General features: G+C 44.4%; 21 protein-coding genes. 8 read left to right on the forward strand and 13 right to left on the reverse strand.

Annotated elements, in window-relative coordinates; all coding sequences use genetic code 11:
- Positions 1–108 precede the first annotated feature (108 nt).
- Both cydB and P5674_RS00635 read right to left on the reverse strand, forming a co-directional pair.
- Complete coding sequence (gene cydB, locus P5674_RS00630) at positions 109–1,122, reverse strand: cytochrome d ubiquinol oxidase subunit II (RefSeq protein WP_006619268.1); 1,014 nt, start codon at positions 1,120–1,122, stop codon at positions 109–111.
- A gap of 85 nt (positions 1,123–1,207) precedes the next feature.
- Complete coding sequence (locus P5674_RS00635) at positions 1,208–2,647, reverse strand: cytochrome ubiquinol oxidase subunit I (protein ID WP_006619267.1); 1,440 nt, start codon at positions 2,645–2,647, stop codon at positions 1,208–1,210.
- 390 nt (positions 2,648–3,037) lie between these two features.
- Between P5674_RS00635 and P5674_RS00640 the strand changes: the two genes are divergently transcribed.
- Complete coding sequence (locus P5674_RS00640; protein WP_014274008.1) at positions 3,038–3,601, forward strand: DUF697 domain-containing protein; 564 nt, start codon at positions 3,038–3,040, stop codon at positions 3,599–3,601.
- A 363-nt stretch (positions 3,602–3,964) separates the two neighbouring features.
- Positions 3,965–4,729 carry a hypothetical protein gene (locus P5674_RS00645; protein WP_231852063.1) on the forward strand — a complete coding sequence of 255 codons (765 nt, stop codon included), beginning with the start codon at positions 3,965–3,967 and terminating at the stop codon, positions 4,727–4,729.
- Between the two features lie 26 nt (positions 4,730–4,755).
- Here P5674_RS00645 and P5674_RS00650 read toward each other — a convergent pair whose 3' ends face one another.
- A complete protein-coding gene (locus P5674_RS00650) occupies positions 4,756–6,063 on the reverse strand; it encodes an ABC transporter substrate-binding protein (RefSeq protein WP_006619264.1) in 1,308 nt (435 codons plus the stop codon).
- Between the two features lie 232 nt (positions 6,064–6,295).
- On the opposite strand from P5674_RS00650, the gene P5674_RS00655 reads away from it, so the two are divergent.
- Together P5674_RS00655 and P5674_RS00660 are read left to right on the forward strand one after the other, a co-directional pair.
- On the forward strand, positions 6,296–7,522 hold the full coding sequence (locus tag P5674_RS00655; protein ID WP_006619263.1) for a bifunctional sterol desaturase/short chain dehydrogenase: 1,227 nt from the start codon (positions 6,296–6,298) through the stop codon (positions 7,520–7,522).
- Positions 7,523–7,538: 16 nt separating this feature from the next.
- Complete coding sequence (locus P5674_RS00660; protein ID WP_006619262.1) at positions 7,539–7,970, forward strand: NUDIX domain-containing protein; 432 nt, start codon at positions 7,539–7,541, stop codon at positions 7,968–7,970.
- Between the two features lie 94 nt (positions 7,971–8,064).
- On the opposite strand, the gene P5674_RS00665 is transcribed toward P5674_RS00660, so the two are convergent.
- The 6 genes from P5674_RS00665 to P5674_RS00690 form a co-directional block, all read right to left on the reverse strand.
- The gene (locus P5674_RS00665; RefSeq protein WP_006619261.1) at positions 8,065–8,259 is read right to left on the reverse strand and encodes an NblA/ycf18 family protein; all 195 of its coding nucleotides are present in this window, start codon (positions 8,257–8,259) and stop codon (positions 8,065–8,067) included.
- Between the two features lie 229 nt (positions 8,260–8,488).
- Positions 8,489–11,116, reverse strand: a complete 2,628-nt coding sequence (gene priA, locus P5674_RS00670; protein ID WP_006619260.1) for a primosomal protein N' — start codon at positions 11,114–11,116, stop codon at positions 8,489–8,491.
- 16 nt (positions 11,117–11,132) lie between these two features.
- Complete coding sequence (locus P5674_RS00675) at positions 11,133–12,290, reverse strand: sugar phosphate nucleotidyltransferase (RefSeq protein ID WP_006619259.1); 1,158 nt, start codon at positions 12,288–12,290, stop codon at positions 11,133–11,135.
- Positions 12,291–12,945: 655 nt separating this feature from the next.
- A complete protein-coding gene (locus P5674_RS00680) occupies positions 12,946–13,563 on the reverse strand; it encodes a hypothetical protein (protein ID WP_006619258.1) in 618 nt (205 codons plus the stop codon).
- 137 nt (positions 13,564–13,700) lie between these two features.
- A complete protein-coding gene (locus tag P5674_RS00685) occupies positions 13,701–15,389 on the reverse strand; it encodes a CHAT domain-containing protein (RefSeq protein ID WP_014274015.1) in 1,689 nt (562 codons plus the stop codon).
- A 16-nt stretch (positions 15,390–15,405) separates the two neighbouring features.
- Positions 15,406–15,603: a hypothetical protein gene (locus P5674_RS00690; protein ID WP_014274016.1), complete on the reverse strand. Its 198-nt coding sequence runs from the start codon at positions 15,601–15,603 to the stop codon at positions 15,406–15,408.
- A gap of 152 nt (positions 15,604–15,755) precedes the next feature.
- Between P5674_RS00690 and glgX the strand changes: the two genes are divergently transcribed.
- From glgX to P5674_RS00705, 3 genes are all read left to right on the forward strand, one after another.
- Positions 15,756–17,822 carry a glycogen debranching protein GlgX gene (gene glgX / locus P5674_RS00695; protein WP_315669713.1) on the forward strand — a complete coding sequence of 689 codons (2,067 nt, stop codon included), beginning with the start codon at positions 15,756–15,758 and terminating at the stop codon, positions 17,820–17,822.
- A gap of 35 nt (positions 17,823–17,857) precedes the next feature.
- Positions 17,858–18,595 (forward strand): phosphoribosylaminoimidazolesuccinocarboxamide synthase, encoded by a 738-nt coding sequence (purC, locus tag P5674_RS00700; protein ID WP_006622504.1) that lies wholly within the window; start codon positions 17,858–17,860, stop codon positions 18,593–18,595.
- A 187-nt stretch (positions 18,596–18,782) separates the two neighbouring features.
- Positions 18,783–21,413, forward strand: coding sequence for a cell surface protein (locus tag P5674_RS00705; protein ID WP_006622505.1), 2,631 nt, complete (start codon positions 18,783–18,785; stop codon positions 21,411–21,413).
- Positions 21,414–21,524: 111 nt separating this feature from the next.
- On the opposite strand, the gene P5674_RS00710 is transcribed toward P5674_RS00705, so the two are convergent.
- The 4 genes from P5674_RS00710 to P5674_RS00725 all read right to left on the reverse strand — a co-directional run bounded on the left by P5674_RS00710 (position 21,525) and on the right by P5674_RS00725 (position 24,991).
- A complete protein-coding gene (locus P5674_RS00710; RefSeq protein WP_014274020.1) occupies positions 21,525–22,826 on the reverse strand; it encodes a DNA-processing protein DprA in 1,302 nt (433 codons plus the stop codon).
- Positions 22,827–22,905: 79 nt separating this feature from the next.
- Positions 22,906–24,249 (reverse strand): helicase-related protein, encoded by a 1,344-nt coding sequence (locus P5674_RS00715; protein ID WP_373869259.1) that lies wholly within the window; start codon positions 24,247–24,249, stop codon positions 22,906–22,908.
- Positions 24,144–24,533: a hypothetical protein gene (locus tag P5674_RS26515; RefSeq protein ID WP_373869260.1), complete on the reverse strand. Its 390-nt coding sequence runs from the start codon at positions 24,531–24,533 to the stop codon at positions 24,144–24,146. The genes P5674_RS00715 and P5674_RS26515 overlap by 106 nt, the downstream gene beginning before the upstream one ends.
- Before the next feature lie 20 nt (positions 24,534–24,553).
- Positions 24,554–24,991: a DEAD/DEAH box helicase gene (locus tag P5674_RS00725; RefSeq protein WP_014274022.1), complete on the reverse strand. Its 438-nt coding sequence runs from the start codon at positions 24,989–24,991 to the stop codon at positions 24,554–24,556.
- 165 nt (positions 24,992–25,156) lie between these two features.
- Between P5674_RS00725 and P5674_RS00730 the strand changes: the two genes are divergently transcribed.
- Complete coding sequence (locus tag P5674_RS00730) at positions 25,157–26,053, forward strand: segregation/condensation protein A (protein ID WP_014274023.1); 897 nt, start codon at positions 25,157–25,159, stop codon at positions 26,051–26,053.
- Positions 26,054–26,198 lie beyond the last annotated feature (145 nt).

A 26,198-nucleotide genomic window follows, 5' to 3' on the forward strand; every position in this document is an offset into this window, starting at 1 on the left:
ATTAACAAATTAATAGGATTTGATGGTTATTATAACGGTTGGTCGGGGTATCTGGTATAATTATAGTGATTTTATCTAGGGAGTGAGACACTCCCTAACTATTAGGGACTATTCCTCATAAGCCGCCTCGGTAACTTTCCCACGAAAGACAAAGTATTGATAAATGTTGTAAAACAACATCACCGGAATTAAAGCACCGACAAAAATAATCATAACCACCATTGAACTGGGGTCAGCCGCCGCTTGATAAATGGTAATTGTCGGGGGGATAATATAGGGAAAAACGACCATTGCTAATCCCAAAAAAGTGAGGACAAAAATTAAAATTGTCCAGATAAATGGGGTTCTTTCTTCCTGACGAGTTAGACTTCTGAGTAATAACCCAATTAAGGCTATTCCCAAAATCGGGATTAGGGAAAAGATATAAACTAGGGGTTGAGAAAATAAGCGATCGCGGGCTGATTCATAAAAAATCGGCGTTACCACAGTGATTATAATCGCGCCGATTAAAGTAGTAATAGCCGCAAGTTTAGCAGTTTGATAGTGAGTTTTTTGTAACTCGCCTTCAGTCTTCCAAATTAGATAGGTAGACCCAATCAAAACATATCCTTGAATCAAAGTTAATGCTACTACTATAGTTGGGAAACGTAACCAATCCCAAGTAGTGCCAATAAAATGACCGTTAGCATCAACCTTAATCCCTTCCAGAACCCCACCGAGGGCGAAACCTTGACCCAAAGCCGCCAGAAAACTACCCGCCCCAAAGGCAAAATTCCAGAATAACTTATTAGTAGCTTGTTCGCGAAATTCAAAAGCTACCGCCCTAAAAATTAAGCCAAAAATCATCACAAAAATCGGCACATATAGGGCGCTAAGAATAGTGCTATAAGCCAGGGGAAACGCGCCAAATAGACTACCCCCCATCAACACTAACCAGGTTTCATTAGCATCCCAAATATTACTAAGACTGGTCATCAGGATGCTGCGGCGTTTTTCGCTGGAGGAAGTGATAGACAAAATTCCCACCCCCAAATCAAAGCCATCTAGCATCACATACAAAAACAGGAATAAAGCCAAAATTCCAAACCAGACTTGAGGGAGTAAATATTGCAAAGTTTCCATTAATTCTTCTCCGGGGTGATGACTTGATGATGGGTGGGGGCGATGTAGCGATCGCCCCTAATTTTCGGGTAAGATAAAACCAGAGTTAACCTTGAGTTTCTGCTGGTCTTTCGTCCGGGGAAAACTGACCGGGGCTAGTATCAAAAGCCGGACGAACTCCACCAGGAATAGCCAACTCCAAATTCGGACCACGGCGGATAATTCGACTCCCAAAATAAATCGCAGTCACGAAGAGCAAACTATAAACCACAGCAAAACCCACCAAAGTAGTTAAGACATTTTCCGGGGGTAAATTAGAAGCAGCATCAACGGTGCGAATTTCATTATAAACCGTCCAAGGTTGTCGTCCTACACAACGGACAGTCCAGCCAGCCTCAACCGCAATATAACCCAGGGGTGCGGAAATAATCCAACCCCACATTAACCAACCCTGTTGAGTAATATTGTCGGCTGAAAGTTTCCCCCGTAACCACTGAATAACGGTAACCGCCATAAGTCCGGCTAGAAAGAAACCAATAGCAATCATAATCCGAAAAGAGTAGTAAATCAAACCCAACAAACGCGGTCTATCTTCTGGTTTCCACTCTTTTAAACCCAAGACAGGTTCGGATAATTCTTTTTTAAATTCCAGAATATACCCTAAACCATTCGGGATAGTAATTTCCCAATCATTTTGTTGGGTCTGGGGGTTAGGAAAAGCCAACAAACTCCAATCAGCAGACTGTCCAGCGGGGATAGTTTCCCACTGCGCCTCCATAGCGGCTAATTTAGTGGGTTGGTAGTGATAAACTTGTTCGCCACTCAAATGTCCTATATAAAGCTGCATTGGTGCGACAGCGATAGTAGCAGCGATCGCAATTTTTAGGGATTTGGAGAAAAACTGATGATTGCGTTTTTTGAGGATATACCAAGCACTAATTCCACCAATCACAAATAGGGATGTTTCTAATGTTGCGAAGAACATATGCAGAAAGCTGTTGAACATGAAGGGGTTAAAGATGGCTTGAAAATAGTCAAGCACGACAAATTTACCATCCACCATTTCCACTCCTGCCGGGGTTTGCAGCCAGGAATTAGCCGACAAAATCCAAAAGGTTGAAAGATTAGCACCAAAAGCAACAAGAATGGTGGAAATAAAGTGAATAGTGGGGTTAACGCGCTCCCAACCAAATACCATAATTCCCAAAAATGCGGCTTCTAGCATAAACGCCCATGATGCCTCGAAGCCAATCACACTACCAAAAAAGTTACCAATAGCTTCTGATAAAGGAGCCCAATTAGTGCCAAATTGAAACTCCATAGGAATGCCACTAGCGACACCTATGCCGAAGTTGAGGACGTAAAATTTAGACCAAAATCTGGCATGATAATAATAGTCTGGGTTGCGAGTTTTCAGCCATAGTCCTTCAATAATAACTAGGTAGATACCTAGCCCTGTAGTAAGAACCGGCCACAACATATGAAAGATGGCTGTGAGTGCAAATTGCATTCGCGACAGTGCGACGGTGTTGGATAGAATATCCACGCTTTAATCTCCGTTTTAACAATGTTATGGGATGATTCCCTACTACTTGAATAAAGGATAAGTAGGGAAGTCGAGTTATGAGTTATAGCTTGATAATTATGATTGATTATAGTTAAGTTGGCTACCAGAAAGCCCAATTTTAGACTCTGGAGAATGCCAAAAAGGTTTATCTTCTAGGAAAAATGAGTTTGTTAATTTTTGTTAAGGCGGTGGGACCTAGCTGCTGAGTCATGGGGCTGAAAAACTCGACTGGCTGGGCTTTAGGGGGTTATAGATTGATTGATTAGCAATTCTAAACAGTTTGGGGAAAGGGTAAAGTAAAAGAGGGTCGTTTTGGCGACATTTCCCGAAGCGCCCCCCCAAATCATTATTGTTTACCAGGTACTCCTCATGAGTAAAAAAACCGAAGCAGATGCTATTATTCGTAATCACGTCCTCTGGTCAATGGGAGGTGGATTAATCCCTATCCCCATAGTGGATTTTATGGCAGTTACTGCTATTCAAATGGAAATGCTACAGGAACTTGCTAAACTGTATGGAGTCAACTATTCTGTTAGTACGGGAAAAGCATTTGTTTCGGCATTAACAGGTACAACTATTGCTCGTTTGGGTTCTAGTTTCATTAAGGCAATTCCGGGTATTGGTTCGTTAATTGGTGGGACTTCAATGGCTTTGACTTCTGGGGCTTCTACCTATGCGGTGGGACAGGTTGCTATTAACCATTTTTCTAGTGGTGGGTCTCTGAATAATTTTGCGGAAGAAGAGGTTAAGTGGGCTTATGAATCGGCTTTTGAAAGGGGCAAAAACTATGTTTCTGACCTGGAAAAAGACAAGGCTGATGAGGCGGCTAATATCTATCAAACTTTAGAGAAATTGGGTCAATTGAAGCAGCAAGGTGTTTTGAGTGAGGAGGAATTTCAAGCGAAAAAACAAGAACTATTATCTCGGATTTAGGTAAGGTTATCTCTGGGTTAATTAACTGGCTGATTATCTGAAGTATGGTTAAATAGTCACGGTTTATGAAACCTGGTTTCTGGTCATGTTTCCCACCCCTATTTTCCAGCAGACGGGAGAAACTGGGTTTCTTAATTATCAGGATGCACTACTAGAGTTGTCATTAGGAATGCTATATCTAGTATGCTTTATCATATTCCTCAAGCTAAACTTACTACTTCGCCACCAGTGGTATTAGAAATACTGAAGGAGTCTAAAGGTCTGGACCGCGCGCGTCATAAATGCACTGATTATGATTGTTTACTGAAGAGGAATCGTTTGTCTGGTGAGTGTTATAGGATTTTTAAAAACCAGACTAATGATATGCTGATGGGTGTGGTTAGAAATTATTTGAGGGAAATTAAGAGGGGTGATAATGGGACTATTCCCAATTATCAAGATGAGATACGGCGCGAAAAATTACAGTTATTTAATACAATTGTTGATGATATATATACCCAAATTAACAGGGTTATGGATTTACAAAATCCTAATTATCTGGAAAGCCGAAAAGGTAGGGTTGAAGAGGAGATTAGGAAACTCTCGGAAAATATTAATGATGCGAAAAGGTTGTTGATTAAGTCTCTGTCAAAAAATCTCGAACATATCAAAAGTTTGGAAGAACAAAAAGATATGATTGAATGCAGTATTCTCCGGCTAGAGATAGAGATAGATGATAGTCAAGGCTTTGAGTATCATAACTATCAACTGCAACAATTATATGCAAGAAATGAAGGACGCAAACAACGGCTTAACCAGGAAGTATCTAATTTACAACATCAGATAAATGTGATTAAAAAAATTTGCCAAGATTTAGACAACAGGACTAATGATAAAATCCATATATGGAATGAAAAAATACAGGATATAATCCGGGAAAAGCAGCAACTTTCGGCGAAAATTAGCGGGGAAATTGAAGAGGTTAAAAATCAGGTGATGAACGGATTAAATAAACTACAAGAATTATGGCATCAAGAAGGTTCATTGGCTGGGAGTATTCCGAATAATTTGCATGGCTTATTAGGGGATATAGGAATAAAATGGGGTGGTTGTTTAAGGGAATATGAGAATAGCAACCACCCTAGATAAAGTTGGGTTGAGTTGAACTTAAAGGCTTAATTTAAGCGCCGATTCCAAGCTGTTTCAGCATCTAAAATCGCCTGATCAACAGTTTTTTGATTTAACATGGCTGCTTGCAAATTGTTGTAAATAATGGTCTGCAATTCTTTGATGTCTTCTAGGGGTGGAATCAAAACTTGAGCGTTTGGCATCTGTTGGGCGCTAATTTTCCTGGCTTTGTCTTGGGGTGTAGCATCTGCTGGGATGTTTTGAAAGAAGGGATTTTCTAATGCTTGAATACTGGAAGGGATGACGTTTGAGGCTTTGGCAAAGTTTAATTGATTGGGACTATTAGTGACAAATAAGGCAAAATTTATGGCATCTTCTGGGTGGCGAGTATTTTGGGGTATAACTAGGTTCATGACGGCGACGGAGATTTTACCATTTTCGCCGGTAATGGCGCTAGATGGGGCGGAAACTTTGGCGATATCGGGGGCATTTTCTGCGATCGCTCTAAAAAATTGAGGTCCGGTGGTCAATAGGGCAATTTCCCCAGCTTGATACAATTCGATCGCCCTTCGATGTCCCTGAGTTAAGACTTCTCTGGGTAACAGATCCTGTTGATATAAATCAACCCAATATTGAAAGGCGGCGCGACCTTCGGGAGTATTAAAAGCGGCTTTTCTATTATTATCAACTAACTGAACTCCCATCTGAACTAAGGACTGTAAAACTTGGGCGGAGTCGGTGGGAACAAAGGAAACAAATAGGGCATATTTTCCGGTTCTCTGGCGAATAGTTTGGGCAACTGTGGCGAGTTCCTGATAGGTGGTGGGAGGATTTTCAATACCTGCTTGATTGAGTAAATTCTGATTATAAATGACAATTTGGGTAGTCAAATACCAGGGAATGCCAAAGGTGCGATTTTGACAATTATCACCGTCGCAGGTTTGGATCATATTAGCTTCCCAGATATTGGGTAAATATAGCGATCGCACTTCTTCGGATAGGTGTTCATCCAAATTTAACCAAGCATCGCGACCCGCCAACATGGAGGCAAAATCGGGGTTCAAATTAACCAGGTCGGGGGCGGTTTGGGCGGACACCGCCGCCAATATTTTACTCTCCATAGCTGACCAAGGTACATCTACCCAGCGAATTTTTACTTCGGGGTGATCATTTTCAAAGGTAGCAATTAACTGATTAAAATAGTCATTAAACTGAGGTTGAAGCTGCATTGTCCAAAACTCCACCTGACGGCGATCGCTTTGATCAGTAGTTGGGGAGGCGCAACTAACCCCCCAAGTCAACAGCAAACCCAACAAAGCCCAACCTACAAAGCGTTTCCAGGTCTTTGAACCCATACCATTTATATCAAATCAGAATAAATAACTCAGTATACACTATTATTCAGATAACCATCTGCATCCAGTCAGAGGGGGAAGGTGTCTAACCCTTCATTTTGGTTAGAGATAATCAGCCCAATTGCCAGAATCAAGATTTTCTGGAAGTTTCAAACATTTAACAGCTCTTTGGCATATACAATGCTAAATGGGAAATTTTCACAAAATCAATGAGGTCTGAAACTCTAAGTTTATGCTAACGGTAGTGATCATAAATACAGTTTGGGTAGTAGCTTCGGTGGTATGGGTAGAATTAGTGCGAGACACCTACCACGCCCTGGCCCATGTTTGGCAACCCCTGTATCGCCTCCATTCTTGGCATCATCGGGTATTTCGTCCCGACTATAGCATCAAAAGTGAGGAGATTTATCGGAAAGCACACTGGTATAATGATGTGCCAGAGGCGATGGTGATGTTAGTATTCAGTTTAGGGTTTTGGCTGGGTATCTATGGGCTGACAGGAGATCCTCACTGGTTGACGCTGACAGGTCCAGTGTACACCCTCGGCTTTCTACTACCTGCGATCGCTAGAGGTTCAGGAATTCCCAACGCGGACACACTGACTGACTTAACCCACCTTCCGGGTGCTTTTTCTCAGCCACCGTCGCGGTTATTGGTGAACCAATCTTATCACTGGCGACACCATTTTGATAACCAAAATGCCTACTTTTGCGGGACTCTCACGGTTTTAGATAAAATTATGGGGACAGGACTTTCTCTAAAAGGTAAAACAGTGGCGGTGACTGGCGCTTCTGGGAGTTTAGGGCGATCGCTACTTAAACACCTCCACAACTCTGGGGCGAAGGCGATCGCTTTATCATCAACTTCCCAAACTGTCACCGTCACCATTGACCAGGAAGAATTACCCCTAAAAACTATAACCTGGCAAGTAGGCGAAGAGGAACAATTAGCGAATCTGTTGGAAACGGTAGATATCCTAATTATCAATCATGGTATTAATGTACACGGTGAGCGAACCCCAGAGGCGATCGCCAAATCCTACGAAATCAATACTTTCTCGAGTTGGCGACTGCTAGAATTGTTTTTAAAAACGGTTCGCACCAACACAGATATCGCCCGCAAGGAGGTCTGGGTAAATACTTCGGAGGCGGAAGTTAGCCCGGCTTTTAGTCCTCTGTATGAACTCAGTAAACGCACTTTAGGGGATTTAATCACATTACGTCGCCTAGACTCTCCCTGTGTGATTCGTAAGCTGATTTTAGGGCCTTTTAAAAGTAACCTTAACCCGATTGGGGTGATGTCAGCCGACTGGGTAGCAAAGCAAATTATCAAACAAGCCAAGTCCGACGTGAGGACTATTATTGTCACCATTAACCCTTTAACATTTGTGGCTATCCCGATTAAAGAGTTTTGGGTTTCTACCTATTTCAGGTTATTTAGCAAATCTGAGCATACCTAGACGGACATGATCATCAATGAGCTATCGTAATCCCGCGCCGACAGTAGATATCATCATCGAACTTATGGATCGGCGATCGCGACCGATTGTATTAATAGAACGGAAAAACCCCCCCTATGGTTGGGCTATTCCTGGAGGATTTGTAGACTACGGCGAGTCAGTGGAAACCGCAGCCACCAGAGAAGCCAAAGAAGAAACGGGGCTAGATGTCACGTTAATTCAACAGTTCCATGTCTACTCAGACCCTAACCGAGACCCTCGCCAACATACCCTAGCTGTGGTATTTATCGCTACGGCGAAGGGAGAACCCCAGGCGGCTGATGATGCTCAAAATTTAGAAATCTTTGAGCCCTGGCGCATTCCCCAGGATCTATGCTTTGACCACGATCGCATTTTACAAGACTATCTGCAATTTCGCCATTTTGGACTCCGACCCAGGCTAATGTGAGTCAGTGAACACCCGACTACCCCCAACTCGCTTCTTCTCAGAAAAAGAGAGTAAGAGACAGAGGTGGCCCACTAAGTATGGGGGTAATATCCACTTACTCAGCACCGGAATTGGGTTCTAAGCCCCACTGATACTTGAGAAAGTGCTGATACATATTTTCCCTAACCAACATTTGTTCGTAAAGATCAACCAAAAACTCCTGGGCTTGTTCCCGGCTCATTTGGTTTACCTGCATTCTAAAGGAGGACAGGTTAAATTGTTGTTCCAAAGATAAGCTACTAGATTCCATGATGACGTGAACTCCTTAAAAGTGAATTTGGGTTAATTTTCTAGGATGGCCACCCTTGTCCCGGAAATTATTACGAATTATAACAATTATTTGACAAAGTGCCTACCTTAATATACCCAAATCTTTGGATTTACCATAACAGATCTAGCCCTAAAATTTGTCATCCACGATACGAGATGACTGGATAGTTGGGAAAAAACTATGGCTGTGGGGGGATAAGTGGCAATAATTAACCGAAACTGAGAGGATCAACATCAATGGAAAAGCGAACAGACTGGGGGCATTTTTCAGCCAAAGCAGCGAGAGAGGGAGGCGGGGTAGTCTGACCTGGGAGGAATTTTAATAAAATCTGCCAGCGGTATTGATTAGCAACACGCATAATGGGAGCGGGTGCGGGTCCCAAAAGTTCGCAAGTTCCCGGAAGCAGCTCAGAAGTTAACTCAGAGGCGATCAGGTGGGCGGTTTGTTCAACGTCGATCGCATCGTAACCCCTTAACCGGAGTAAAATCAAGCCACCAGAGGGGGGATAATTCAGCTCTGAGCGGTGTTGTAGCTCGGTTTCGACAAAAGAATCATAAGCATGGTTGCGGACGGCTTCCACGACGGGATGTTCGGGGGTATAGGTTTGTAGAATCACCTGTCCGGGGTCGTTACCACGTCCCGCACGTCCGGCTACCTGTAGCAAGGTCTGGAAAGCACGTTCATTAGCGCGGTAGTCGGACAGGTGCAGAAGTCCATCAGCGGAGACAATACCGACGAGCCCTACAGAGTCTAAGTCTAAACCTTTGGTGAGCATTTGAGTACCAACTAATAAATCAGCCTCCCGGTTAGCAAACTGAGTTAAGAGAATTCTGTGGGCATTTTTGGTGCGGGTGGTGTCACTGTCAAAACGGATAAACCGCAATTCTGGAAAAAGGCGGGTTAATTCCTGGGCGACTCGTTGGGTCCCACTGCCAAAATGTTTAAAATAGGGAGAGTCACACTGGGGACAGCGTTGGGGGTAGGATTGGGAATGGTTGCAGTAGTGACAGCGTAGGTATGGGATAGCTTCGGCGTGAATGTGGTGATAGGAGAGAGAAACATCACAACGGGGACATTCCATGACGTAGCCACAACTGCGACAGGAAACAAAGGTGCTATGTCCGCGACGGTGGATGAATAAAATGCCCTGCTGATTATTGTCTCGCAAAGAGGCGATCGCCAATTGTAGACTTCTACTGAAAATGGATCGATTTCCCTGCTTCAATTCCCGACGCATATCAACTACTTCTATAGGAGGCTGAGGGCGAGATAAGACCCTTTCCGGTAGAGATAGATAATGAATGGATGGGTTATGATTATGGCGATGATGTTGCCAAGTTTCCAGGGCGGGAGTGGCTGAACCCAAAATTAAGGGGCAGTTTTCCAGTTCCGCCCGCCATACTGCGACAGTGCGGGCATGGTAGCATGGTTGTGGCTGGTCTTGTTTAAAGCTGCTGTCATGTTCTTCATCAAGAACAATTAAGCCTAAATTGGGTAAAGGGGCAAAAATTGCCGATCGCGTTCCGATAACTACCTGGGGAGTACCTTCGATCATATTACGCCAGGTGTCGTAGCGTTCACCTTCTGACAAACCACTATGATAGACAAATACCCGATTACCAAACCGGGCGCGAAAGCGATCGGTTAGTTGGGGAGTTAAGCCAATTTCCGGCACTAGGACTAGGGCTGATTTACCCTGGTTGATAATGGGGGCGATCGCCTGTAAATATACCTCAGTTTTGCCCGAACCTGTGACACCATGCAACAGCAGTTGATGAAAACCAGATAACCCCAAAATCACATCTAGGGCTTGTTGTTGATGCTCAGTCAGAGATAAAGGCTGATCGGCTATTGTAGGAATACCCTGTTCCGTGCGTAGAATTTCGCGATCGCCAATTACCACACATCCCTTTTTCTCCAGAGTTTTGAGTAACCCAGAACTGGTATTGCAGGTTTGCAATAAATCCGTTACCCACATTTCCCCACCCCGCCGCCGCAAAATTTCCAGGACCTCTCGCTGGCGGGGGGTGATATCTATAAAGTCTAACTCTACCCAATCTATCACTAGGGTGATTGCTGGTCTGAGTTTAGGGCGCGGTGGTGTCGGCGGTTCCAGATAGCTTTCCACCCAACCCCGTTTGATCAGATCCTGTAGTCCCCGAGAGCCTCCCTTAATTTGTCGTTGCAAATACTGCCAGGTATAGTCTCCTGTAGCTGACTGCTTCAAAACTTGTAAAATCCTTTGGGCTTTGGGTTGCAAAAACTCTTCAGCACCGCCTGGAATGGCATCATTAACTAAACGAATACGTCGCTGGCTACGGCCTAGGAGTCCGGGGGGGAGGGCGGTTCGGATCGCCCTAATTAGGGGAGTTTGATAATACTGGGCGACCTGTTGTAATAATTGCCAATAATGAGCCGGGAAAAATCCCTTGGCGGTGATATCTTCTACCGGACGCAGCTTGATAGAGGTAGCCTTACCCGGTTCCCTCAGATTTTCTGGCAGTTCTGATGTTAACCTAATGGCGATCGCCCCTATCTGTTGAGCCCCAAAGGGGACACTGAGAATATCCCCCGGCATAATATCTAAATGAGGGGGCACTTGGTAGGTATAAAGTTGTTCTATGTCTTCCGTGTCTTCTGTCTGGCGGAGGGTGAGTATATCCACTAGAACCTCAACCAGTTTATAATCACCATCACCGCCCAACTTTTCTGAACCGTAAGATACACCAGGTTCAGCCAGTTTTAGGGGAAGTGGGTCGCTTTTCGGAAATAACCCGCTCGAAACAGAGGATGATTCGATAACCCCCCCGTACAAGACCACGGAAGATTTATACATACAACCTACCAAAAAGTTATGAGGTGCTGAGAATATCTGCGATCGCCTGATGTTCTTCTGGGGGATCACCCACAGCCTGTCGAGCATCAGTAATCAGCCAATCCAAAGCCGCCGCCTGAACATCAATAGAAGCTCCCAGCTTATCCACACAGTAGCGACCAAACACCAATTTGTCTACCAGGCGCACCCCACGCCCCAACCGAGAATACTCGAAAATCACGCTATTACTCACATAGGAGTTGCTACATATTGAGCAACTCGGACCTATCATAGTCGGACCAATAATAGTTGCACCATCTTCAATGCGGGTCATACCACCGATATAGACCGGTCCTTCAATATGGACTTTATCCCAATTCACTGCCACATTTAGCCCCGTATAAATTCCCGGAGCCACTTCTCTACCGGGGATCGGCACATTTTTCACCTCACCCAGTAACACACTGCGAATAGCCCGCCAGTAGTCGGGAACCTTCCCAATATCTACCCACTGAAAATCCATAGTAATCCCATAGAAGGGCGCGCCTATTTCCACCAAATGGGGGAACAGTTGGCTACCAATATCATACTCGCACCCAGAGGGGATGTAATCAAATATCTCCGGCTCAAAGATATAAATTCCCGTGTTAATACTGGTGCTGAGAGCTTCTTCTACAGATGGTTTTTCCTGAAAAGCCCTAATCCTGTCCATTTCATCCGTAACTACCACCCCATAGCTGGAAACCTCCTCTTTGGGTACAGATTTCATCACCACAGTAGCGATCGCACCTTTCTCTTTATGCCATTTTACCGCCTCACTCAGGTCTAAATCAATGAGGGCATCCCCGCACAACACCACAAAAGTATCATCAAAAAATGGGTTAAAGTCCTGGATTTTTTTCATTCCCCCAGCAGACCCCAAAGCCTTACCTATCAGTTGACCATCTTCGATACTCCCCTCAAATGAGTAAGAAATCTCTACCCCAAACCGCTGACCATCACGAAAATAGTTCTCAATTTCATCAGCTAAATGGCTTACATTGACCATAATTTCCTTAAAACCATGGCGACGCAGCAAATCTACCAAAAACTCCATTACTGGCTTTTGAAGAATCGGAATTAATGGTTTCGGTATCGTGTAAGTAATAGGGCGAACACGAGTCCCCTTACCAGCAGCCAAAATCATCGCTTTCATATTCACGTACTCTACCCTCAGCTATTCTTTGACATTTCCCGCCCACAAAGGCCAGGGATTCTTAGGTGTTCAGGCAGCGGGGACTTAACCCCTCGCTAAATATCTTCCCTGTGTGCTTAATGGTTGTCTGTTATCCTTAAACAATCGCCTGAGCAGCCTCTAGTCTCTATCAGCCCTCTGGTGACATTTACAGACACCATTAACCATAACTTAAAGACACTTATCTTCCCCTGGTGTATCAACACTCCACTACAGCTTTCATTAGCCTATCAATATTTCCCGATTTTACCCAAAACAGATTGACCCCCTACCTTCCCGGTTCCCTTTCCTGAGTTCTTATGCACAAAACCTTATTTTTGTCAATAGGTATCACCAAGGGCGAACCAACAAATAATCTGGTGGAGAGCGAAGATGGTCGGAGAATCTGCCCCTACGGGTGCATCGTGAATTTTAATTTTTGCCCAGATAATATTTTGGGGGACGATAGAATCAGGGTTATAGCCTCTTTTTTTGCGTATAGACACAATAACCCCTTTGGTGCGATTTCTTCCATGATACCATAACCCCTATAATATCGTCAACTTTTGGGCAGATATTTTCCCTAAAATTGCCACAATTGTTAACAGTCTTTGAAACATCAAATAAATACAGTTGATTAACTCTCCTGATCAGAAGTTCCGGTAGTGGTTGCTAAAGCGAGGGCATAATGAGCGATCGCCAAACTCAAGCGAGCTTGTTCTACCTGTGAGAGTTCATGCCATTCTTGGGAACCCACTTTAGTAAATATTGATTCTAGGGCGCGATTGTCATTTCCGCGCATAGCATTAACCATAGGACGGGCGAGAACCTGCAAATCTTCCGAGTCCCACTGAGGTAGAATCTGACTAACACAAAATACAAGCTGTTCACCCAGACTCTGGAAAGCCTGATCCTGAACAACTGCTGCTTTAGATATTCCCCTAAGTATATCTTCAGGGATACGAGATAGAAGAGTTACCCCGCCATTAAGTGTCAATTTCTCAACTAATAATTGATACAGAGAAATCGGCGGCCAAAGATTTTCTATATGTTCAAAGAAGACTTGGGATCTTTCAGTTATATCATCGTTACTGAGACACTCTGACACAGACAAGTTTAGATCTGCCTCCTCAAAATATCCATAAGATTCTGCTTGTTCAGGACTCCAGGGATAGGCAGAATTTTCCGAGTCATCTAACAGTAGTGACCATAAATCCAATTCAGTCTCGCCATTGTGACAATTAAGTTTAGTCATTGAGCAACATCCTTTGTTGACAGCATAATCCAAGGTTCGGGATAGCCGGATAATGGACAATTGTTCGGGATACTATCCCGCACCCATAGCTACAAAACTGAGAGCAGCAATTCCGCAACTTCTCTGAGGATATAGTTCTACAGGCTATCAATCACAAATTCCCAAATCCGACCCTGGGAACTGCCAAATTTTAACTTAGTTCCCGATGTAAGTTGTACCTCTTGATGATGAATGCGTTGCCACTTCTGGTTATTTTCCTCCCAAATTAGAGTACCGTAGCGGGAGAAATCCCGCAGAAAGTAGGTGGGCTGATTTGTGGGCGACCCATTACCATTGCGGCAGAAAATCTCAGCGTGTTGATTAGAAATCCATGATTCATGCAAAACAATATCATTTTGCTCCGATCGCCCTATTTGAACCCGTCCCGCTTCTATTAGCCAGCTTTTTGATGTGACTTCCTCAGTTTCCTGGAGTTTCAGATAAGCGCAGGGGAGATCATATCCTAGGGCGGTGGGTGAGTTGGCGGGTAGTTGGGTGCGAATACCCTCCTCGGTGGGGACTAGCAAGCCATTAAACTCAGGGTGCATATATAATATGGGCAGAGTCCAAGCTGGCTGGTTGAATTTGTAGAGGGTCAGCAACTGTTGTCTGGCGATCGCTACAGCCCGATCAATGGGCATCCTTTCTGATAAGGCTCTCGCAAAGGTTTGAATAAAACTGAGGGCTTCGCTGTCGGTAATGGAGTCTCGCATTCCTAAAACCACTGGGACTCCATGATGGATTAATACTTTAGCCAAGCTGCTGCTGGGAATGGCGGGAAGAGTGATGTTTTGTAGAGTCGATGATAATTCCATGGCTGGGACAGCACTCCAGCAGGCATTAAATACCGCCAGAGTGATACCACAGCGCACTAGAACTTGAGCTAATTCTGTACCATTAATGGTAGTTTGCTCTTGTAGAAATAATAAACCACCATCAGGACCCGTGAAGCCATGACCGGCATAGAAGATCACGTTATAGGGTATCTGGCCTAGTTGCTGGGGGGTTTCTAGTTCGGTAATTAGTTGGGCTACACTGGGCTGGATTAGTGTTTTTATGAAACAGGGAAGGCGATCGCTTCTTGATGAGTCAGATCCTGGGTCGGTGCTGTTGGCTAAAACTTGGGCAATTTGTGAGGCTTCCGTTTCTAATTGCAGCCTATGGGAATTTGTGGCTGTTGGGGTTTGACATGGGGGGATGTCGTTATGACCTAAAACTAATAAGATGTTTAGGGCTGGGACTAGGGGGCGATCGCTTAATGGTTGAACATCACAGGTAGTGCGACTAAATAACAGCCTGGGACTTAGGGAGATGGCTGGTTGTCCCGGCTGTGATTGCATAATTTCCCATGGTAGGGGAATTAAATTAGGCGATCGCACATCTAATCGTATTCTCAGCGGACACTTTTGGCCTAGGGCTAGTCCTTGACAACGGTGGAAACTGCTTTGAATTGGTCCCTGAAACAGCCACTGCCATAAATCTATTCCCAATTGCTGCATTAGTCGGCTGCTGTAGCTGGGTTTGGTTTCCAGATCTGGTGATAATGGTGCTAGACTCAATGGCTCACCCATGGCCGACTCACTCAGCGCCAGGGGTAAGCTATCTGGGGAAAACATTTCTAACCAGGCTTGCCATAATTGTGACAGAGATTCCGGCCAGATACAATCATGGTGGACATAATCGCTGGCATTGACAGAATTAAACACCCAGGTGGCGAAGTGGTTGCCTGTGGGTGAATTCAGACGGGCGATCGCAATACTTAGGGTCGGAGTCTCATTCGGCGACATTCATTCGTTAGCATTTTCAAGAGATAACCCTGAACTTCAGAGTTGGTAGACTTAGCAGTTTCGCCTCGTCTAATTTTACCGTGAATCTGTCGCGAAATGTGTCGCGATCGCCTAAAATCTTAAAGGATTTCTTGACAACATCTTGGCCATAGCCGCCTCGATTGGGAACTAGGGGACATCCCTCATAGACTGAACATACTAAGGAAACACCCAAATCTAACTCAAGTCAAGGAGAAACAATTTCTCCCATTAAAGCCTGGTTGCTACATACAGCCTTTGAGGACCCACCTCAACAGTCTCCGGTTGGTTTGCATTTAACCTGAGAATATTAAAACCTCTAAGATTTGAAAAGGAGTCGATTAATTAATGAAGTCTGATATTGGGCGCGGTCAGAGTTTCCCCCTCGGTGCTACAGTTTATCCTGATGGGGTCAATTTTTGCTTATTTTCCAAAACTTGTGCATCTTTAGAGTTACTGTTTTTTGATGCCCCAGATGATGCCAAACCTAGCCATATAATTAAGTTTGAACCTCAGTATAATAAAACTTTCTACTACTGGCATATTTTTGTCAAAGGCATTAAGGCGGGGCAAATTTATGGATATCGCGCCTATGGAATGTTTGAGCCAGAATTGGGCTATAGGTTTGACTCGGATAAGGTACTGCTTGACCCCTATGCTAAAGCTGTAGTTAATACCGAAAACTATAGTCGGGAAGCTGCATCAAAACGTGGTGATAACTGTGCTAAGGCTATGAAAGCCGTAGTCGTAGACCCAAAAACTTATGATTGGGAAGATGATAAGCGTCTGGAAATACCCTATTCTCAAACCATCATTTATGAGATGCACGTGGGCGGTTTTACCCGCCATCCCAACTCAGGTATTCCCCCGTCTAAACGAGGAACTTATGCAGCCTTAATTGATAAGATACCTTATCTAAAAGACTTGGGAATCACAGCAGTAGAATTAATGCCAGTTCACCAATTTGATGAACAAGATGCTGTTCCCCCTCGAAAAAATTACTGGGGTTATAGTACCGTTTCCTTTTTCGCACCCCATAGACAGTATAGTTTTCGGCGCGACCCCCTCGGACCTGTTGATGAATTTCGCGATATGGTAAAAGCCCTTCATAAAGCGGGTATTGAGGTTATTTTAGATGTGGTTTATAACCACACCGCCGAGGGAAATGAGAATGGTCCGACTCTCTCATTTAGGGGGATTGACAATTCTATGTATTATATGCTGGAAGAGGAGGATAAGTCCTTTTATAGCAACTATAGTGGCTGCGGAAATACCATTAAAGCCAACCATGAAATCGCGGGACAAATGATTATTGATAGTCTCCGCTATTGGGTTTCGGAGATGCACGTTGATGGTTTTAGGTTCGATTTGGCATCGATTTTTTCGCGAAATCGTGATGGTACACCCATGGAAGATGCGCCGATTTTATGGATTATTAAATCTGACCCGGTATTGGCGGGAGCCAAACTAATTGCTGAGGCTTGGGACGCTGGGGGACTCTATGAGGTGGGGTCTTTTGCAGGCGATCGCTTTACCGAATGGAATGGACAATTTCGGGATGATGTTCGCAGTTTTGTCAAAAGTGAACCCAAACAAATCCAACGCCTAGCCTATCGAATTATGGGGAGTCCAGATATTTACCCCAAACCCGATCGCGAACCTCATTGTAGCATTAACTTTATCACCTGTCACGATGGCTTTACCCTCAATGATTTGGTTTCCTATAACCAGAAACATAATCAAGCCAATGGTGAAAATAACCGGGACGGACACAATGATAATCGCAGTTGGAATTGTGGAGTTGAGGGCTTAACTAATGATACCTATATCGAAGCCCTACGCAATCAACAAATGAAAAACTTGTGGACAATTCTGTTAGTATCCCAAGGAACTCCCATGCTGTTAATGGGTGATGAAGTCCGCCGCACCCAAAACGGAAATAATAACGCCTATTGTCAAGATAACGAGTTAGGTTGGTTTGACTGGAGTGATGTCGGTAAACACCCGGAACTATTGCGATTTGTGAAAAATCTGATCCGATTTACCCAAAGACTGCAAATTTTTCGGATTGAAAGCATTTTAGTCATGGACCCCAATAGTAAATTACCTAACATTACATGGCATGGGGTACGCTTAAATAAACCCGATTGGGCAGATTATTCCCGCAGTATTGCCTTTAGTTTACGACATCCCGAAAAACAGGAATATCTTCATATTATGCTCAATTCTTATTGGGAACCCCTCCTGTTTGAGATACCTATTCTCCCAAAAGGTCAACGGTGGTATCGTATTGTGGATACAGCTTTAGCAGTCCCCAATGATTTCTGTACCGAGAAAACAGCCCCCCCAATTCAAGGGAATCACTATCGAGTCCAGGGACGCGGATCAGTTATTCTGATGGCACAGTCCCGGTAGCAATTACCAAAATACTAACTTAACCATCGCGCTATATGTCTGATATCTCTGACCGACAACAACTGTATGAAGGGAAAGCCAAAATCGTCTATACCACTGATGACCCAGAGGTGTTGCTGGCTTACTATAAGGATGATGCCACAGCATTTAACGCCCAGAAACGGGGGACGATTAAAGGGAAGGGTGAAATTAATAACACCATGTCTGGTCATCTGTTCAAACTCCTAGAGGCGGCGGGTGTTCCCACTCATTACATTGATACCCCTAGTCCTAATGAAATGCGGATCAAACGGGTGAAGATTGTTCCTGTGGAAGTGATTGTTCGTAATATCGCCGCAGGGAGTCTGTGTAAACAGACGGGAATTCCCCTGGGAACAGTTTTGCAGCCCCCTTTGGTGGAATTTTGCTATAAAAATGACCAGCTAGGTGATCCTCTACTAACTCGCGATCGCCTCTTGGTGATGAATTTGGCGACCCCAGAACAGCTTAAATCTATGGAAGACCTCAGCCGCCAGATTGACCAGATTTTGAGTGACTTTTTCAGTGAATGTGGTATCACTCTGGTAGACTTTAAGCTAGAATTTGGCATTACCTCTGATGGTCAGTTAATATTGGCTGATGAGATTAGCCCTGACACTTGTCGCCTCTGGGACCAAGCCGAAACTGACCCTAACCTCCGGGTGATGGATAAGGATCGCTTCCGTAATGACCTCGGAAATGTCGAGAGTGCTTATCAGCAAGTATTAGCTAGGATTCTCAGTCGTCTGGGTTGAACTTGCGGGTTCTACGATCAGCCCCCTGACCGGGGCAAAGAAGGAACCCGCCTCAACAGATCGCCCTATAAATAAATTGGGCAAAATGCCTGATCATGGCGGATTGGGTCAGGTATCTGGGACGGGAAAAGGAATTTTTCCACCTTGAGGTTGTAACATGATCGATGGCTGATTATTTGGTGTGTGGATGTCCAAGAATGTCAATAACATGGGCTTCTGTTCTTTCTGGGTTGCCTGTTTGGCAACTTCAGCAACGTTTGGGCTATCAAATTCTGCTAGTGGTAAAACCCCTCCACTGATTTTCAATGACTATCAAGGGTCTTTGGCAGTTTCTGATCAGTCTAACGATGCTCATAAGGAGTCAGAAGCGATCGCTATCCCTTCTGTCCAATCGGGGACGACCAGCTCAGACCCGACCCAGTTTCCCCTATTTCAACTCAAAAATAACGACTACCAGAAACTGGCAGATTTTCCTCGGTCCGTAAGTTCCCCATTGGTAGCACTGGAAAACGTCGATGATAGCCTTGTAGCGTCCGACAGCACCGCCAGCGCCAGAACACAGGCACACAAGGAGCCTGCCTCGACCAAGGTGGAAATGGGTCTCGCCTCCTGGTCGGAAAATCCACCCACGCCAGTATATTCGCCTTTTGAACCCTCTCTGGGTAAGCCGGAGTCAAAACAGGCGAATTTTGATGTCATGCCGTCAGCAGACCAAATAGCCATTGCTAACCTTCAGGAAAGGTCAAAGTTTAGGCTCCCTCACTCTCCACAAGACTTGGATAGTTCCACCAAAAGCCATTTATTGACCCCTCAGACACCTTTGGCTGTGTCTCAGGAGCGCGCCGCCGGGGTAAGGCCATCAGAAGACTGGTCTAGGGAGCCTCAATGGGTGGTTAATTTGATGCAGGCGATCGCCTACGAGTGTGAACATTGCAGCCTCGACGGCACTAGGGGCCAGGAAAATCTGGAGTTAGCCCAAAATAATCTACCGCCATCAGTCCCCGGAACAGGCCAGCCGGGAGAACCTGATGTGCTAATTGCTGAAGTTCTCGTATCGGGAACTGATAATGAGCAGTTGGTGGATGTTGTCTATGGGGCGATCGCAGTTCAACCAGGACGCACCGCTACCCGTTCCCAACTCCAACAAGATATTAATGCCATTTTTGCCACCGGTCTATTTAGAAACGTCCGAGCTGTCCCAGAAGATACCCCCCTGGGAGTCAGAGTCACTTTTGATGTCGAACCTAACCCTCCCCTACAGCAGGTTATTATCGAAGGAGATCAGGTTCTCCCCTCCGAGGTCGTTGATGCTAGTTTTGCTAATCAATTCGGTCAAATTATCAACCTGCGACGCATTGAAGAGGCGATCGACGATATCCAAACCTGGTACCAACAAAATGGCTATGTACTCGCCCAGGTAATTGCCGCCCCAGACGTTACCACAGAGGGGGTAGTAACTTTAAGAGTCGCTGAGGGCGTAATTTCCGAGATTATAGTTCGTTTCCTCAATGCTGATGGAGACCCAACCGACCCTGACGGTAATCCCGTTACAGGTCGCACCCGTGACTTTATTATCACCCGTGAAATTCAGTTGCAGCCCGGAGATGTCTTTAACCAAGCAACTATTCAACAGGACTTAGGTAGGGTATTCAGATTAGGCATTTTTGATGATGTCCGACTTCAGCTTGAACCTGCCCCCGAAGACCCCACCAAGGCTAATATGATTGTTAATGTCATTGAACGTAGCACTGGGTCCGTCGCCTTTGGGGGTGGTTTCAGTTCCGCCACCGGTTTGTTTGGAACTCTTAGCTATCGTGAAGCCAACTTGGGGGGAAATAATCACCAATTAGCCGCCGAAGTGCAGGTTGGTGAACAGGTTTTACTCGTCGATTTGAGCTTTACAGACCCTTGGATTGCTGGAGACCCTTACCGCACCTCCTACACTGTTAATGCTTTTCGCCGCCGTGGGATTTCTCTAGTTTTTGAGGAAGGCTCCGAAGATGTTAGACTCCCTAATGAAGACCGCCCTAGGGTAATTCGGACTGGTGGTGGTATTAGTTTTACCCGTCCCTTTGCCGAAAATCCTTTTGTTGACCCCGACTGGGTGGCTTCCTTGGGTTTTCAATATCAACGCGCTCAGGTAACAGATTCTCGTGAACGTATCACCCCCCGCGATGAGAGAGGTAAACTTCTTTCCGCTAGTGAGTCTGGCGAGGATGATTTATTTACCGTTCAGTTTGGGTTGGCCACCGATCGCCGTAATAATCGCCAAATTCCCACCAGTGGCTATGCTTTTCGCTTCGGAACAGAACAATCGATTCCCATAGGTTCCGGGAATATATTTTTTAATCGCGTCCGAGGTAGTTATAGTTATTATATCCCCGTTGATTTCTTACAGTTGGTTCCAGGCGCACCCCAAGCCTTAGCTTTCAATATTCAAGCTGGCACAATTATGGGCGATTTCCCACCCTATGAAGCCTTCCCCTTGGGGGGTGCTAACACTGTCCGAGGTTGGCGTGAAGGTGCTTTAGCCGCCGCCCGCAGTTTTGTCTTGGGTTCCGTCGAGTATCGCTTCCCAGTCTTTTCTGTTGCTAATTTTTTGATTGGCGGCGCTTTATTTATTGATGGTGCCCATGCTTTGGGTACTCAAAGCAGTGTCCAAGGAAATCCTGGCGGTATTCGTGGTAAACCCGGAAGTGGCATTGGTTTCGGTGGTGGCGTTCGCATTCAGTCCCCTTTGGGTCCAATTCGGATTGATTATGGGATTAATGATGAAGGCGGAAATCAGATCCACTTCGGTATTGGTGAACGCTTCTAAATCTCCAGTCCATTACATCTAGTTGGGTGCCTCAGAATTCCTAAACAGCCAGGGCACCCCATAGCCTTTTTGTAGCCGTGTTTGATTTAACATCAACCGCAACATCAATAATTATCTATTACACTCTGAACTCACATAGCGAACCGGCTTCGTTAATTTAGTCACCTTACCATCTTCTATAGCTCGCTTTAACCAGGCTTGTATTTGATTGTACTGTACATCTAATAATTTCGCTAAGTTTTTCGCGTCTATCGGCTCCTGTAGATGTGTTAAAATTATTGGTAAAACCGCTTGATAAATATCCATAGATACATCAATTTTAGCCTCTGATAACTCCGGGGATGGACTCACATTAGGTGCTTCTGTAGGTGTCGGATTTACATCTACATATATAGGAGTTGGGGCGGGATTTTCAGGTGTTAAATTTACCGCGAAATCTAAAGCCATTTGTTCCACTTCTACCGCATCTTCCGTCTCCCCTGGCTTCAGGATATCCAATAAATCCAACTTCCCAGACATTTCCGGGAAAGGTTTAGCCCCTAGTTTCAATAATTCCATATTGCCTTGATTTTGGCTATTTTGGCACACAAAAACAGGTATATTTGGTAGTTTTTTTAGGGCTTCTACCGCCCCACTCCAAGTGCCACCCTTATTAAAACTTGCACTAATTACCACAGCATAATCAGCTAAAGCATAAATATATTTATTGCGTCCCATGGCATTACCCACATGAAAACCAGCTTCTGGATCGTAGGGGGAAATTAGCGCTAGTCTATCCTCATCAAGACTTTGCCGATAGTCACTTTCTAAAGATGCCTTCCCTAAACTATTTGCCAAAACCCCAATCGTAGTTCCTCCGGCTTCTAAACAGGATAACATCCCACATTTATCTATGCCTCTCGCACCTCCAGAAATTACCTGTATATTTTGTTGGGCAGAAATGTGGGCTAATTGTTGGGTATAGCTTAATACTGCTTCATTAACATTACGAGAACCTACTATAGCTAACCCGCCCTTATTCAATAGTTCCAGGTTACCTACACCATATAAAATTGGGGGAGACAGATATTTTAAATGCTGCTTCAAACGCTGGGGATAATGGCGATCGCTACGACTTACAATCCACAGACCTTGACTGCGCCATTTTTCTAATGATAAAGTTAGTAAAAATCCTCTCTGTAGCAGTTCGATAATTCGTTGATTATCTAAAGAATGATTCAGGGAGCATAATTTCTGTTCTCCATCAGGTGCTAATAGATGAGCGGGAGTCATTTGATGCGATCGCAATGCCGCCGCCAGCAGATTATATTCCCTTAAACTTAACGGTTGCGGGGAGTGATTACGACTCTTGCCAAAACTCCCGCACAGAAGTAAAATACCCTGAGTATCCTGGGATAATTGATGATTTGACATAAACCCAAAAAATCGAGATTTGCAGAATTGAGAGGTCACCCTATTCGGGAATATTTGCTAATCCTTAGTAACATTGATATTACCTAAAAGAATTTAATGTCAAAGCCACAGGAAAAACCCGACCACTTCCCGACTGTCGCAACAGTGCAGTAATTATAGTTACAGTCCAACGGGAGTCTACCATATCATCAATTAAAAATACAGACCCTGGTTGAACTTCCTGATAATTAATCCGAAAAGCACCATCTAAATTATGGGCTTGTTGATAGCTATTGCTCATCTTTTTTTGGGGTGGTGTTTCACGGATTTTTTCCACAACTGGAAGGAAGCGTAAATTTAATCTAACGGCTACTCTTTCAGCAAAATTTGGCACCAAATGGGGACGAGTTAGGGAAGGAACACAAGTTACCCATGTAGGGAAAGGTTGCGGTTGCCATTTGTTAATCATCTCCACCATAGCCTCTACCAATTTATCATCAAAGTGATTATTTTGATATTTTCCTTGTTGTACCTGTTCCCCCCAACCCGGATCACCCCAACAACACAAACTGCGTCCCGCTTCTGCTTGTAATTGGTGACTAATCTTGCCATTAAAATTATATTCAAGTAAGGCATTTTTGGGAAATTGTCGGCGAGGTTCAATCGTTTGATAGGTGCGTTTTAAATATTCAATAGCTTCCTTGACTAACTCCTGGTTACAGGTAGTTTTGAGTAAGGGTCGATTTAAACAAACCGCACACTTTCCACAGGGTGCTGGGTTGGGGTCATCGAGGGAACATTGTAAGAATTGCATCAAGCATTCTTGACTGTTCATATAGTCTCGCATTTCCGCCTGTTCTTCCTCTCGAATACGAGTAATTTCATCAATTTTATGACTATTCAGTTGATAACGTAATGCTGCCGGGGTAGCATACCATTTTGACTTGCGTTTAACTACCGGGGGAGAAGATTCTAAAGACAGGAATTTTAACACCTTCTCAATTTGACCACGACCGATATTGACACTTTGTTCAATTTCAGGCACTGATAATTCATTTTTAGTCAGCAGCGCCTCAAGAATTTGTTGGATATTATGTGAGGAAGGAAAGGCATTTTTGATAAAGTAATTAGTGATTTCCTCATCTTCTTTTCCACTTAATAAAATACCATAGGCTTCATCTACAGCACGTCCGGCTCGACCGACTTGTTGATAATAATGGACAACTGAACCAGGTCTTTGATAATGAATAACAAAGCCTAAATCCGGTTTATCAAAACCCATACCTAAAGCTGTGGTTGCCACTAAGACTTTTAGTTGGTTAGCCAATAAATCATTTTCTAATTTTTGTCGCAATTCATTGTCAAGTTGACCATCATAAGCGGCGGATTTAATGCCTTTTTTTTTAAAAAATTGGTTAGTTTCCGCGCGTCTCTGACCGTCAATGTATAAATAATTCCACTGCCAGGAAGTTGGGGTAAATATTCGAGCAACCAAGCCATCCTTTCCGCTGGAGTTGGCAAATAAATATTTTGCAGTTTCAGACTTTTGCGAGTTAAAGTGCCGCGAGAAATCGTGAGTTTTTCACCTAATTGAGCTTGAATATCTTGGATAACGCGATTATTGGCGGTTGCCGTAGTTGCTAAGACAGGAATATTAGGGGGTAAGCCTTGAATAATGCGAATAATGCGGCGATAATCAGGACGAAAATCATGCCCCCAGTCGGAAATACAATGAGCTTCATCTACTACTAATAAACCAACTTTTTCGTGTGCATCATCACATTATCCAGGAAGTCTTGATTGGCTAATCTTTCGGGAGAAATTAGTAAAATGTCAATACTTCCAGCCAGCAGTTGTTGCTCAATTATTGACCATTCTTCCGAGTTGCTAGAATTGATGGTGGCGGCTTGAATGTTGATTCTTTGGGCGGCTTGAATTTGGTTCCGCATTAAAGCTAGAAGGGGGGAAATTAATAAAGTGGGACCGGCTCCTTGATGGCGAAGTAAACGGGTGGCTAAAAAATAAACTAAACTTTTTCCCCAACCTGTGCGCTGGACGACTAATAAACGTTCTCGGTGGTCGATTAGACGAGCGATCGCTTCCCATTGTCCATCTCGGAAAGTAGCGTCAGGGTTATCTAGGGCAGTTTTTAAATAAGACAAGGCTTCGGATTTTAAAGATTCCATGATCAGTTAAACTCAGACATACTAGAGACCATCATATTCATTGTAATCAAAAATATCTAAGTCAGCCCTAATAGCCTTATGCTATAATGCGGAAAGCCAGCATCCAGCTATAGTAGTAAGCACAAGTTCCTGTTCACACCCAAGCCGACCGGAGAAACAACGCCTATGACCTCTGACACACCCCAGGACGCTTTAGCCAGCCTGTCCGAAGGAATTGCACTGCTGATTGATTTGGCTAAACAGGGAGAAATAGATCCTTGGGATGTGCGGGTGATTGAGGTGATTGATCGCTATCTCAGCCAACTGACTCCGGGTGTTGATTCGGTCTCGAATAATCAGTTTGTAGAACTTTCCCAATCTGGTCAAGCCTTTCTTTATGCTTCTATGCTGGTGCTACTGAAGGCGGATAGCCTGATGGATTCCGATGAGCCTGGGGATGATGATGCTATGATTACCGGAGAGTTAGAATTTTTGGGGTCAGAGTCAGAAACTGAGTGGCTGCGTCCTCAGAATTTGGAACGACAGTTACGCCGCCGTGCTGTGGCTAAGGTTCCCCAAAAGCGTCAGGTAACACTTCAAGAGTTGATTGATCAACTGCAATTAATGGCGGCTACGATCGCCCAGCACCAGAGTCGTCCCCGTCCCCGTCGTCATGTTTCTGTTAATAAAAATAAAGCCGCTAAGGCGATCGCTGAATTAGCACACCAAGAAAACCTGGTAGAAATGGCTGGAAAATTAGATGAACTTCTCCGGGCTGAAGGTGTAGACCTCCAAGGCGATTGGTTAGAACTTGAACAATTATTAGTTCTGTGGTCTAATCTGATTGGTAAGCAGAAAACACACATCCCCAACCCTATAGAATCCACCAATTTACTCCCAGAGTCAGCCGCAAATACTCCGCCTGTTTCTCATTCTAAACATGATCGAGTTGGGGTTTTTTGGGCTTTGTTATTATTATCGGCTCAGTCTAAGGTAGAGTTATCCCAGGATGAATTTTATCAGGATATTAAAGTCAGGACTTTAAATATATCCCCCCAGCCTGAATTAAACAACATCCCATAGTTAATAATTAATAATTGTAGGGGCGGGTTCTGCGGTAACCTCGCCGACCAACGACAATATAAATAAACCCGCCCCACCCCACCGGGTAATTAATTAATAATTGTAGGGGCGGGTTCTGCGGTAACCTCGCCGACCAACGACAATA

This window comes from Limnospira sp. PMC 289.06 (assembly GCF_032350395.1).
Classification (GTDB): Bacteria; Cyanobacteriota; Cyanobacteriia; order Cyanobacteriales; family Microcoleaceae; genus Limnospira; species Limnospira platensis.